The following is a 12,233-nucleotide window of genomic DNA, read 5'->3' on the forward strand; positions in this document are numbered from 1 at the left end:
TCGGAGGGAATGTCATGCATCTGTCGACCGCGGCCCCGGCCGCGACACAAGAAGCGGTACCGGATCCGCGGCGGGCCGCGCTCGCGAATCTCGCCATCAATGTGGTCGCCCCCGTCGCGCTGTTCTACGGATTGCGGGCGGGCGGCGTCGATCAGTGGGCGGCCGTCACGCTCGGCGTGATCCCGCCGACCGCCTACACCGCGTGGACCATCGCGACCCGGCGGCGCGTGGATGCGTTGGCGCTGTTCACGATCGGCATCCTGGCGATCAGCGTGGCGGTCTCGTTCCTGACCGGCAGCCCCCGGTTCGTGCTGGCCAAGGACGGCTGGGTGACCGGCATCATCGGGCTCGGCCTGTGCGCGACCCTGCTGCGGACACCGTTCTATCTGCAGATGGCGCGGGCGATGACGACGGGCGCCGCACGCGAGCGCATCGAGATCAGCTGGGCGCGCTCGGCCACCTTCCGCCGTGCGGTGCGGCTGGCCTCACTCATCTGGGGTGTCGGGCTGGTCGCGGACGCGGTGGTGCGGGTGGTGCTCGCCTACACGCTGCCGGTCGACCAGGTGCCGCTGATCAACGGCCTGCAGTACGTAGTGGTGTTCGTGGTGCTCGAGGTGTCCAGCCTTCGCGCCGTGCGCAATTCGCGCACCCGCGCCAAGGTCGCCGCCGAAGCCGGATTGGAGCTGCAGTGAGCAACGACGTTGTTTTGGTGACCGGTGGCGCGAACGGTATCGGCGCGGCGGTGGCCCGCCGCTATGCCGCCGCCGGAGCGAAGGTGGTGATCGCCGATCTCGACGAGGCCGCGGGCCTGGCGGTGGCGGCCGAGACCGGCGCGACCTTCGTGGTCACGGATGTCTCCAGTGAGGACGACAATCGGGCCGCGGTCGAAGTCGCGCTGGCCGAATTCGGTCGCCTCACCCTCGTGCACCTCAATGCGGGAGCCGGTGGGGCGGGCGGCGCGGGAGACGATTTCGACCTCGAACGCTATCGCCGGGTCATGGCGATCAATGTCGACGGCACCCTCTTCGGCATTCGCGCCGCCCTCCCGGCGCTCATCTCCTCCGGTGGCGGCGCGATCGTGGTCACCTCCAGCCTCGCAGGTGTCGCGCCCACCCCGTTCGACCCGGCCTACTCCGCGAGCAAACACGCCATCATCGGTTTCGTGCGGTCACTGGCCATGGTGTGGTCGGAGGCCGGAGTCACCATGAACGCAATCTGCCCGGGCGTGGTGGAGACCGGCATGATCCCCACGGAATGGCTACCGCGCCTGCGCGATCAGGGATATTTCGTCGCGCATCCCGACGAGGTCGCCGCCGCCGTCGAACACGTTGTCCGCAGTGGAGAGACCGGCCAGGCGTGGGAGGTCCAGGGCGGGAAACCGGTGGCCCCCATCGCGTTTCCCGCCATCGAACTCAGCCGCGCCGGCACTGGCCCGGTCGCCCCGATATTCACGCGGTGACAATGCGACACGGCGCCCGCGAATATCACCGTCGGCCCAGACCACCGAGTACGGTCCTGACTTCGTTGAGTGATTCATCCCGCGCGACGAGCGAACGAGGATCTGGTGACCGTGAATGGTGTGCGCAACGCGCTGCGGCTCGGACTGGCACTGATCGCCGCCTGCGCCGCCGCCGGTCCGGCGCAGGCGGACTCGGCGAACGCGGACGGCCCGCTGGACAGCTGCACTCAATTGGCGCTGCCGGGCCTGGTCGGGCCGCCGCTGTCGCTCTACACGGCGCCGAACCCGGGTGCCGGGCTCGGCCCGCTGGCCGTGGCCGCCGCTGAGGTCCAGGCGCGGTTGCCGCGGCAGGTCGACCTGCGCACCGAGCGGCAGGGTTTCAACAACCAGTGGTCCTACGCGCTCGACGCGGGCAACCTCTACGTGACCGGCGGCGGCGAACCGTGGCGGCAGGTCTGGCTGCCCGGTTGCCTGGCCGGGAAGCTCACCTCCGTCTCGGTCGACGGCAATGTGCTGATGGCCACCGACACGACCGGTCGGCTCTACACCATGGGCAATGCCGCCCACGGGCCCGAAACCTGGGCCTGGACTTCCCGATTCGGCGCGCCGATCTGGCAGAGCCCGTTCGGGCAGCGGGTGCGGGCGGGCTCGCGGGCGTGGAGTCTGTCGTGGCTGGACAATCGGATTCCGACGCTGATCCCGTCGCTGCAGCCGGGCTTCTGGGAGCAGTTCGGCTTCTGGAACGACACGTCCGACAGCCGGCAACCGGTCGGCGGCGCGGGTGTCACCACGGCGTATGTGCTGAGCGCGCAGGGCAATCGGATCGCCATCCTGGATCCGTGGCTCCCGGGTGGCGACCCCGGCGCGCCCGACGACTACTCCTACGAGATGTCCACCCCGAAGGGCGGTCGATTCGAGGCGGTCAACCTCAGCTCGGCGGGCTCGACCACCCTGGTGATCAACCGATTCGGCGACATGTACACGCGGCTCTGGGATTTCGACATGTCCGGTGCGGACAACCTCTTCTTCCGCTACTCCTACGCCGACCAGCGCGGCAAGCCTTCCGCCCCCAACCTGAGCCTCGCCGAGATCGACAACCTCTTCGGCCCCAAGGCCTACGCCGCGAACCAGCTGCCCGCACCGGACTGGGTGCGCCAGCCCAAGATTCCCGGCGAGATCACCTCGGCGATCAGCATCCACCAGACCGGCGGAGACTCCCCGGATCGAGAACTGCGGGTGCAGGGCCGCAGCGGCGGCCGAACCGGCTACTGGCACAAACCCGTTGATCCGGATGCGAACTGGAATTTCGAAGCGACCGGCGCGGACCTGACCGCCGACCTACTCGACAACCGCCCCGGCGACCACTCCGACGAAACCCTCGCACCCCCGTCCGGGATGGATTACGGCTACATCGACCCGGCCCAATGGTCCATGACCACCGCCGATTTCGACTACGCCGCCTCACCCGCACCGCTGCGCGTGTGCGCCGCCGACACGTGCGTGGACCTGCGCCTGCACCTGATCGACAGCCTCCGACTGCTCCGAGCCGCCGACGGCCTCACCGACGTCCCTCGCACCTATCTCGCGGCGATCGAGGTCCCTCAGCCCGTCCTCGACAGCCTCGCGAGCCAGCCCCCGGCCTTGGCCGCCGCCATCCAAACCCTCACCGGCACCACCGGACTACGCGAGTTCAATGCGACCGCCACCCTCACCGACCTCACCCTCCAGCTCCCCGGCGGCCCGATCGTGCTGCACCGGACCCGCTGACCGGCAGCACCCGCAACGCGGCACCGAGTTCGACAACGGTGCGAGGATCGCTCAACGAGCGGCTGGTCAGTTCCTCGATGCGGCGCAGCCGGTAGCGCACCGAATTCGGGTGCAGGAACAGCAGTTTGCCGGCATCGGCGGCGGAACCCGCTGCCGCGAACCAGGTGCGCAGGGTTTCCAGCAGTCGTTCGCGTTCCTCGAACGGCAGCGCCAGCAGTGGCCCCAGCGAAACCCGCACCATCCGTTCGGCTTCCACGGGAGCGGCCGCGATCAGCATGGCGAGCGGGTCGTCGTCGAAGCGGGCCACACCGTGCGCGCGACCCCGCAGACCGGCGACCGCGAGCCGCGCGAAGTGCAGCGCCTGCGGAGTCTCGGGCAGCGCATCGTAGGGCGGGCTGACCCCGATCCGCCTGCGGTGCTTGCGTAAGGCGTTGAGCGCGGCGGGTTCTCGGGCGGCGGGCAGGCACAGCACCCCGATCTGCTGCTCCGGCAGCAATCGCCAGGCGGAGGTGATCTGCTGGGCGCCCAGCGCGGCCTCGATTCCGGGCAGCGCCTCGCGGCCGGTGGCCGGCGCCTCCGCCACGACGACGACATACCGTCCGGTGGGCGGCAATCCGAGAATCCGAGTGGCCTCGCCGAGCGTGGCGGGGTCCGCGATCATGCCGGTGAACAGCGCCTCCACGAGTACCGAACGCTCGTGTTCGCGTTGCATCACCAGTTCCGCCGTCATGTCCCGGTAGGCGGCCGCGACGGCGACCGCGTACTCACCCGACAGCGCCCACACGTCTGCGGCGAGGGGAACGAGCATCGCGTCGGTGACCTGCGGGTGGCGCCGGGACTCGGTGACGAGTTCCGACCACAGGAATTCGAACCCGATCCGGAAGGCGTGCAAGGTTTCCGCCAACGGCACCCCCTGCTGCGCGCGCAGCCGTCCCGTCTCCTTCGGTGGTTGCGGGTCCACCGGTGCGTCGGTGGTGAAGTGCCGCAGCATGAGTGTCAGATTGCGGGTGCACGACGTGCGGATGCTGTCGAAGGGAACCTGCGCCGCATTGCGGTAGGTGTCGAGCTCGACCAGGAAGCGCTCGGCCAGCCGGAGTCCGAGATCGTCGATGCGTTCGAGCAGGATGTCCGCTACTTCGACGACCTCGTCCGGCGGGGTGGATCGGGACATTTCCGCAGATTACCGGCACCGCAACTGTTCCCGAGCACAATCGCGGCGGCAGCGATGCTGTTCCCGCGACCATGGGACCGCCGACCCGTCGGTGCCACGCTCTTCTGCATGTCCACATTCACCAGCAGAGACGGCACCATCATTCACGTTCGCGAATGGTTGCCGACCGATCGTGAGCCGATCGGCATCGTGCAGATCGCGCACGGGATGGGCGAATACGCCGGCCGTTACACGCATCTCGCCGAGCGCCTCGCCGACCGCGGCTACGCCGTGTACGCGAATGACCATCGCGGCCACGGCCACAGCATCGCCGGAACGCCCGGTGACCTCGGTCCCGACGGCTGGAACCTGCTGGTGGAAGACCTCGTGGCATTGACGAAGTCGGTGCGCGACAAGCACTCCGGAATCCCGGTCGTGCTGTTCGGCCACAGCCTCGGATCCTTCGCCGTTCAGCAGTACATCCTCGATCACTCGGGACTGGTCGACGACGTCGTATTGTGCGGGACCACAGCAGTCGACCAGCTGTTCGCCGCCATCGCCGCGGCCGAGGGAGATCTCTCGGAGTTCTTCAACGCCCGGTTCCAGCCGATCCGAACCACGGCCGACTGGATCAGCCGTGACGAGGCCCAGGTCGACGCGTACGTGACGCATCCGTGGTGCGGATTCGAGATCGACCCCGCCAACATGGCCTCGCTGGCATCGGTTGCCGCCGACCGGTTGTCGAAGCCGGTGACCGTACCCGCCGACCTTCCCCTCTACGTGATGGTCGGCGACCATGACCCGCTCAACGACGACCTGCGACTGAGCGACCTGCTGATCGCCCGCTACCGCGACGCCGGTCTGACCGACATCACCTACCGCGTCTACCCAGGCGCGCGCCACGAGATCCTCAACGAACTCAACCGTGCCGAGGTCGAGGACGACCTGATCGCCTGGATCAGCCGGGTGGGGGAATGCGGGCGATGACGGCGTCGAGGGCTACGTCGATCGTGAAGTCGAATTCGGCTTGGCTGTCGAAGCGGGCGAGATAGGGGGCGGCTTCGACGACCGCTGGTAGGCCGGATTGTTCGAGGATCGTCTGGCGGGCGGCGATACCGGCGGTGTCGCTGGTGCCGTAGACGGGACCGGCGTTCACCTCACGGAGCACGGTTCCGATGAGCGCGGCGAGCATGGTGCGCAGTAGGTGTACCGCTTCGTTGGGCGCGCACCCGGCGGCGCGCAGGATCTCCAGCACCGCCTGGATCGGTGCCAAACCCGCCACAGAAGCCAACTGCCGGGTCAGGACCAGGGCCGCGGCGGCGGGATGCAGCAATGCGCGATCGCGGAAGGCCGTCGCGATCGCGCGGAGATCGGTCCGCAGATCGCCGGTGCGCGTGGGTAATTCGATCGAGCCCAGTAGGTGCTCGGCGACGGCGTCGAGCAAACCGTCCTTACCGTCGACGTGGTTGTACAGGCTCTTCGGGTCGACCTCCAGCACCCGCGCGACGGCGCGCATCCCGACCGTATCGACACCTTCGCGATCGATCACCTCGAGTGTTGCCTCCACGATCCGGAAGCGAGTGAGCTGCCCGGCTCCTTTCGGAGGTCGTCCGCGGCGGGCTGGGGGAGCGGGGCTGGGCATGCGGCCATTCTGCCCCACGCTCTTGTTTTAATCCACACTGTGGGTTTAACTGAGGGTGAGAAAACCCACGCCGTGGATATTTGAAGACTGCGGCTCCGAGGAGATCCGATGTCGTCACGATTCACCCTGCCTCCCGAAGACGTCCTGCGCGCACGGGAGAAAGTGGTCCTTGATCACTTCCATGACGAAGTCGCTCAGGACTGGGACGCAACGCTTTTCACGTTCCCGCATCCGCACTACGAGCTGATCGCCCCGATGGTCGTGCACGACGGTGACGGCGAGGTGCGGGGCTACTATCGCGACACTCGCGTCGCGTTCCCCGACCAGGATCACGAGATCATCGCGTTGCGCCATAGCCATGATGCGGTGATCGTCGAATTCTGGCTGCTGGGAACGCATCTCGGTCCGCTGGGCAAGATCCCGCCGACCGGGTCGGCCCACCGGACCAGGATGACCGCATACTTCGTGTTCGACGAGCACGAGCGCCTGGTGGTCGAACGCATCTACTTCGACCAGCTCACCGTCCTCAAACAGCTACTGGGCGGCCTGGATCGGCGCAGCCCGCGCGACTTGCTGACGCTCGCAAGGGCTCTCGGTGGAGCCCTCGCCGCGGCCGGCACCGAACCGGACCCGCGCCTGCTCGCCACCATCCCACCCGACCTCGGCTAACCCGCCACTCGAACGAGCTCAGGAGAAGACCGTGGCAATGCGTGCGCTCGTCGGTGGCGATCCCGCTGCCATGGCCGCGATGCTGGAGGCGCTCGGATGAGGATCCATCACCTCAACTGCGGCACCATGCACCCGCCGGGCACACCGGAAAGGTTGGTCTGCCACGTGCTGCTGTTGGAAACCGCCACCGGACTCGCACTGGTGGACAGCGGGCTCGGTTTGCGCGATATCGCCGATCCGGCCGGACGTTTCGGCCCGGCACGCTTCTACGTGCGGCCGCGCTTCGACGAGAACGAGACCGCGATCCGGCAGATCGAATGCCTGGGCTTCGACCCGCACGATGTTCGCGACATCGTCATCACCCATTTCGATGCCGATCACGTCGGCGGGCTGGCTGACTTTCCTTGGGCAAGAGTGCATCTCACCGCCACCGAAGCCGACGCGGCGCTGCACCCGCGAAGCCTCGTCGAAAAGCGCCGATACCTGCAGGCGCAACGTGACCACCACCCGAACCTGTTGTGCCACAACCCCGGTGACGGGGAATCCTGGAACGGGTTCGCCGCCACGAAAGAGCTGACCGACATCGCGCCCGGCCTCGCCATCATCGGCTTGCCCGGCCACAGTCGCGGCCATGCCGCCGTTGCCATCGATACCGGTGAGCGGTGGATCCTGCACGCGGGCGACGCGTTCTACCACCACGGGCAGATCGACGGTGGCGGCCGTGTGCCACCGGCCCTGACCCTGATGGAGCGCTTCGTCGCCAGCGATATGCGGCGGGTGCGGGCCAACCACGAACGGCTCACCGAACTGTGGAGCACCGAGACTCCCGGACTTCTCTTGGTCAACGCCCACGATCCGGTGCTGCTCCGCCGCGCCCGGCAGCGCGGCGACTGACACCGAACAGCACTGTGCTGTAACGGTTCTGTGTCGGTCGTAGACGTACGGGTCGGGGGGATGGATGGTCCGCGGGGCCAGGTCGTCGCCTCGACGTAGCCGATGACGACCCCGGATGGGAACCGACTGTTCGATGAGATTCTCTGCACTACGTGGCGCGGCCGTTGTCCGGACAGGTGTGTTCGCCCTCGCCGCAGCACTTTCCACCACCATGCTCAGTGGCGCCGGGTCGGCGGAACCCGAAAAGCCTTCGGCCATCAGCTCGATCACCAAGGACGGGCGCAACTGGCATCTGAAGGTGTACTCGGCGGCGATGGGCAAGGACATCACCGTCGACGTGCAGCGGCCGGTCGACGAGTCGACGCCCGCCCCGAATCTCTACATGCTCAACGGTCTCGACGGCGGTGAGGGCACCGCGAACTGGAAGGCCCAGACCGACGCCATCGGCTGGCTGGCCGACAAGCAGGTCAACGTGATTCAGCCGATCGGCGGATTCGGCAGCTACTACGCCGACTGGCTGAAACCGGATCCCCAGCTGGGCGTGAACGAATGGAAGACGTTCTTCACCGAGGAGCTACCGCCGCTGCTCGACGACGCCCTGCACTCGACCGGCCGCAACGCGTTGACCGGCCTATCCACCTCCGGCACTTCGGTATTGGCGCTCGCCGAGGCCAAACCCGGCCTGTGGCAGACCGTCGCCGCCTACAGCGGCTGCGCCCAGATCGCCGACCCGATGGGCCAGCAATTCGTCAAGTTCTCCGTCGAAGCCTGGGGCGGCGGCAACACCGCCAACATGTACGGCCCCTCCGACAGCCCCCTGTGGGCCGCCAACGACCCCGTCATCAATGCCGAAAAGCTCCGCGGCACACAGCTCTACATCTCCAGCGGCAGCGGCATCCCGGTAGCCGACGACGTCCACTACTACCTCTCCACCGGCGGCCCCACCTCCCTGGCCCTGGGCATCATCATCGAAGCCGCCGTCAACGCCTGCACCCACAACCTCAAATCCCGCCTAGACACCCTCTCCATCCCCGCCACCTACCAATTCACCCCGGTAGGCACCCACTACTGGCCCTACTGGGAACAGGCCCTCCACGACTCCTGGCCCCTCCTCGCCCAAGGCATGGGCTTGACCACACCCTGAGCACACGACCGGCACCCGCAAAAATCGGATGCCGTTGTGGCAGCCCGCATGCGACCATCCGAGTCGTGTACGAATCACCGGTATTACCACCCGTAACGCGTGATTGAAGATCGAATTTTCTCGGCCCGTTGGGAGGCGGTTTCTTGTCGGTGGGTCGCCGTAGGGTTGCGTGTATGAGGAAATCGAAGCGGCGGCGGGCAAGTCCGGACGAATTCGGTTGCGCGGTAGGTGGTTCGGATAGCAGTGTGGTCGGTGTAAGTGATTCATGCGAGGGCCATGGGGAGTGGCGCTCCGGGGGGAAGGAATGAATGTGAACTGCAACATGGTTCGCGGCGAGTATCGCGGTCCGAAGTTCTTCAAGAGCAGTTTCAGCTACGGTGGCGGCGATTGTGTCGAGGTCGCTCACCACGAGGGTCAGATCGCGGTGCGCGATTCCAAGGATCGGCACAGCCCGACCTTGTGGTTCACCCGGTCCGAGTGGCGGGCGTTCGTTTCGGGCGTGCGTGCCGGTGAATTCGATTTCGTCGACTGACGGGAAAGGTGGTGTCGCAGCGTATGCGCTGCGACACCACCACCCCCACATGCGGCCGACCCCTCGTGCGGCCGCTGGAAACAGGTCAGTTGGTTGCGATGCGGTGGATTTCGTCTCGCAATTCGGCGAGGAATACCCGGGCATCGCTGTCGAATAAGGCCATTCGGGTCAAGGCCACCCAGCGGCGACGATGGGCATCGACGAGTTCGGGACCGCGTGTCACCATGTTTCCGGGAATCGGTTCCGCGGAGGCGAGGGCATGATCCTCGTTCTCGTAGATGACGAAACCGTGCGGGATGGTGGTGCTCGCCTCGATATCCTGCGGAATTATTCCGATCACGACCGTATCCAGGGTCTCGATCGAAATGATCCGGTCCAGTTGGGCGAGCAGTACGCGATGCGGGCCGGGCCGAAAGCGCAGCGCCGCTTCGGTAATCAAGAATTCGAAACGCTTGGCCGGGTCGTACAGCACCCGCTGGCGATCCAGGCGGGCGGCGAGCGCGGCGGCCAGCGCATCGGGCGCATAGGGCGGATCGAACGTCGCGAACACCCGGCGGGCGTAGTCGGCGGTCTGCAGTAAACCCGGCACCAGCGCGGGCTGGAAGTTCCGCACGATCTGTGCGTCTTCCTCGAAGGCTCGAACATCGTCCTGGAGGTGCGGCCGTTGGGCCAGTGAAGCCGCCCAGTCGTGCACCTCCGGCGTGTGCGCTGCCTCGGTGAGCGCGCGTAGCGAGGCATGGTAATCAGCTTCCGCCCCAACTGCTTTGGCCCAGTCGAGCACCTGAGGTAGGGGCGGGACCACGTGCCCGGCCTCGATCCGCGAGAGCGTCGACTGGCTGATTCCGACCTGCTTGGCCAGCTCCCGACCGGAGATCCCGGCCAGATCCCGCAACCGCCGCAGCTCCGCGGCCAGTTGCTGGCGCGGGCGCGACTGGTGCGCAATCGGATTCGCGGCCCCCTGCGCCGCTCCGGTTGCGCCCTCCGCGGGTCGATTCACTGGAACCATGATGATTCAGATCGAATCATTTCGATTCAGCGGAGTCAAGACTCGGCCGGTCGCAACGTGAATCACGCGCACCCCGGCCATGGAAACCTGCTGGTCGGTGTGGCGCGGCGGCGGCGACTGTGGCCTACGCAACACCGCTATCCGGTTGTCGCGGAAGCAAATCCACCGCGCGGTCGCCCGGCGGCGATCGGCCGAGTGCACCTCCCAGAGCGCGCGGCCTGTATAGCTTGTTGAACATGGCAGTGTCGCTCTCCTCCCTGGATCTCACCGATCTGGACAACTTCGCCGCGGGGTTCCCGCACGAGCTCTTCGCGCTGCATCGCGCCGAATCCCCGGTGTTCTGGCACGAACCCACCTCGCACACGCCCGACGGTGAGGGGTTCTGGTCGGTGGCGACCTACGCCGAAACCAAGGAGGTGCTGGCCGACCCGGTCACCTTCTCCTCCGAGCTCCTCCGAGACCGGCGGGAGCCGCGCCTACGGCGGGACCGTGCTGCAGGATCTGCCGATGGCGGGCGTGGTGCTCAACATGATGGACGACCCACGTCACGCCCGGATCCGTCGACTGGTGTCGAAAGGTTTGACGCCCAGGACGATTCGTGCACTGGAAGACGATCTCCGCGCACGGACCGGTCGGTTGCTGGACTCGGTGGTCAGCGGCGCCGAACACGACTTCCTCACCGAGATCGCCGCGGAACTGCCGATGCAGGCCATCTGCTTCCTGCTCGGCATCCCCGAGCAGGACCGCCATCACCTGTTCGGTCTCATCGAGCACGTCTTCGACATTCCCGGCGGGCAGGATTATCTGACGATGACCCCGGCGCGGAAGTCCTCGATGGAGGAGCTCTACGCCTACGGTCTCGCCCAGATCGCCCAGCGCCGTGCGCATCCGGGCACGGACATGCTCTCGCTGGTCGTGCACGCCGAGATGCCCGAGGAGAATCCGTCGCGCCTGTCGGACGAGGAACTGCGCTCGTTCTTCAACCTGCTGTTCTCGGGCGGCTCGGACACCACCCGCAACGCCATCGCCGCCGGTTTGCTGGTGCTGCTCGAAAACCCTTCGCAACTAGCCGAATTGCGCGCCGATCCCCAGCTGCTGCCGAGCGCCGTCGAGGAGATCGTGCGCTGGACCGCCCCCTCGCCGTCCAAGCGCCGCACCGTCACCCGCGACACCGAACTGGGCGGACACCACCTGACACCGGGCCAGAAGGTCCTGGTCTGGGAGGCCTCCGCCAATCGAGACGAGAACCGCTTCCCACACGCGAGCACCTTCGACATCCACCGGGACCCCAACCCGCACTTGGGCTTCGGCCACGGCATTCACTTCTGCCTGGGCGCCCACCTCGCCCGTCTGGAGCTGCGCGTCGTCTTCGAGGAACTACTCGCCCGCTTCGACGCCTTCGAACTCGCCGGACCCGTCGAGTGGACCCGCAGCAGCCGCCACACCGGCGTCCGCCACCTCCCGCTGCGCATGACCGCCCGCTGAGCGCCGACGCCCGGCCACGATGAGGTAGAGGACGAATCCGAAGGCGGCACTGGTGAACAGACTGCTGAGAAAGAACAGCCAAGGTTTCGGTATGCGATGGCGGAGTCCGCCCGCGATCGACATGAGCGGCAGGACCAGGACATTGAGGAAGAGGTAGTCCTGCGAGGCGGAGTCGGCTGCCCAGTTGGGGAACATGAGGTAGACGTATTCGGTCCAACTCGCCCCGGGACCCCACAGCGGGTTCAGGTCGACGTGGTGGTATTCGAGCACGAAGCGGATATTGAAGAACCAGCCCAGCGCGACCGACCCGAAACCCACTGCCCAATACGCGAGTTCGAGTCGGCTGACGCGCGTCGAGGCGAAAGCGGAACGGTTTTCCCACAGGATCCAGGCCGTCACCGCGACGCCCAGGATCGCGTGCACTACAAGGCTGAGAACGTACATCGCCGGAGTGTATGGTCCGGCGACCCCCGGCGTGACCCGGT

At 67.0% G+C, this 12,233-nt stretch carries 12 protein-coding genes and 1 pseudogene; 9 read left to right on the plus strand and 4 right to left on the minus strand.

Features of this window, described 5'->3' with window-relative positions:
• The first annotated feature begins 14 nt into the window (after nt 1-14).
• The 3 genes from ACYVN4_RS33700 to ACYVN4_RS33710 all read left to right on the plus strand — a co-directional run bounded on the left by ACYVN4_RS33700 (nt 15) and on the right by ACYVN4_RS33710 (nt 3,226).
• Nucleotides 15-692, plus strand: a complete 678-nt coding sequence (locus ACYVN4_RS33700) for a VC0807 family protein (RefSeq protein ID WP_460726110.1) — start codon at nt 15-17, stop codon at nt 690-692.
• Nucleotides 689-1,459 (plus strand): SDR family NAD(P)-dependent oxidoreductase, encoded by a 771-nt coding sequence (locus ACYVN4_RS33705; RefSeq protein ID WP_460726112.1) that lies wholly within the window; start codon nt 689-691, stop codon nt 1,457-1,459. The genes ACYVN4_RS33700 and ACYVN4_RS33705 overlap by 4 nt, the downstream gene beginning before the upstream one ends.
• Before the next feature lie 105 nt (nt 1,460-1,564).
• The gene (locus ACYVN4_RS33710; protein WP_460726114.1) at nt 1,565-3,226 is read left to right on the plus strand and encodes a hypothetical protein; all 1,662 of its coding nucleotides are present in this window, start codon (nt 1,565-1,567) and stop codon (nt 3,224-3,226) included.
• Here the strand turns inward: ACYVN4_RS33710 and ACYVN4_RS33715 are convergent.
• A complete protein-coding gene (locus tag ACYVN4_RS33715; RefSeq protein ID WP_460726116.1) occupies nt 3,177-4,397 on the minus strand; it encodes a PucR family transcriptional regulator in 1,221 nt (406 codons plus the stop codon). The two genes, ACYVN4_RS33710 and ACYVN4_RS33715, sit on opposite strands and share 50 nt — an antisense overlap.
• A gap of 108 nt (nt 4,398-4,505) precedes the next feature.
• On the opposite strand from ACYVN4_RS33715, the gene ACYVN4_RS33720 reads away from it, so the two are divergent.
• Complete coding sequence (locus ACYVN4_RS33720) at nt 4,506-5,363, plus strand: alpha/beta fold hydrolase (protein WP_460726118.1); 858 nt, start codon at nt 4,506-4,508, stop codon at nt 5,361-5,363.
• On the opposite strand, the gene ACYVN4_RS33725 is transcribed toward ACYVN4_RS33720, so the two are convergent.
• Complete coding sequence (locus ACYVN4_RS33725) at nt 5,335-5,943, minus strand: TetR/AcrR family transcriptional regulator (protein WP_460726120.1); 609 nt, start codon at nt 5,941-5,943, stop codon at nt 5,335-5,337. The two genes, ACYVN4_RS33720 and ACYVN4_RS33725, sit on opposite strands and share 29 nt — an antisense overlap.
• Nucleotides 5,944-6,126: 183 nt before the next feature.
• Here ACYVN4_RS33725 and ACYVN4_RS33730 point away from each other — a divergent pair, with 183 nt between their 5' ends.
• From ACYVN4_RS33730 to ACYVN4_RS33745, 4 genes are all read left to right on the plus strand, one after another.
• Nucleotides 6,127-6,687, plus strand: coding sequence for an ester cyclase (locus ACYVN4_RS33730; RefSeq protein ID WP_460726122.1), 561 nt, complete (start codon nt 6,127-6,129; stop codon nt 6,685-6,687).
• 96 nt (nt 6,688-6,783) lie between these two features.
• Nucleotides 6,784-7,581, plus strand: coding sequence for an MBL fold metallo-hydrolase (locus ACYVN4_RS33735; protein ID WP_460726124.1), 798 nt, complete (start codon nt 6,784-6,786; stop codon nt 7,579-7,581).
• 133 nt (nt 7,582-7,714) lie between these two features.
• Nucleotides 7,715-8,725 (plus strand): alpha/beta hydrolase, encoded by a 1,011-nt coding sequence (locus tag ACYVN4_RS33740; protein ID WP_460726126.1) that lies wholly within the window; start codon nt 7,715-7,717, stop codon nt 8,723-8,725.
• Between the two features lie 310 nt (nt 8,726-9,035).
• Nucleotides 9,036-9,257 carry a DUF397 domain-containing protein gene (locus ACYVN4_RS33745; RefSeq protein ID WP_460726128.1) on the plus strand — a complete coding sequence of 74 codons (222 nt, stop codon included), beginning with the start codon at nt 9,036-9,038 and terminating at the stop codon, nt 9,255-9,257.
• Nucleotides 9,258-9,342: 85 nt separating this feature from the next.
• Here ACYVN4_RS33745 and ACYVN4_RS33750 read toward each other — a convergent pair whose 3' ends face one another.
• Complete coding sequence (locus tag ACYVN4_RS33750; protein WP_460726130.1) at nt 9,343-10,254, minus strand: helix-turn-helix domain-containing protein; 912 nt, start codon at nt 10,252-10,254, stop codon at nt 9,343-9,345.
• A 239-nt stretch (nt 10,255-10,493) separates the two neighbouring features.
• Between ACYVN4_RS33750 and ACYVN4_RS33755 the strand changes: the two are divergent.
• Nucleotides 10,494-11,748, plus strand: a pseudogene (locus tag ACYVN4_RS33755) (cytochrome P450).
• Here ACYVN4_RS33755 and ACYVN4_RS33760 read toward each other — a convergent pair.
• Entirely contained in the window at nt 11,641-12,192 is a 552-nt protein-coding gene (locus tag ACYVN4_RS33760) for a DUF2834 domain-containing protein (protein ID WP_460726132.1), read from the minus strand. The pseudogene ACYVN4_RS33755 and the gene ACYVN4_RS33760 sit on opposite strands and share 108 nt — an antisense overlap.
• Nucleotides 12,193-12,233: the final 41 nt, after the last annotated feature.

The organism is Nocardia heshunensis, from assembly GCF_054782115.1.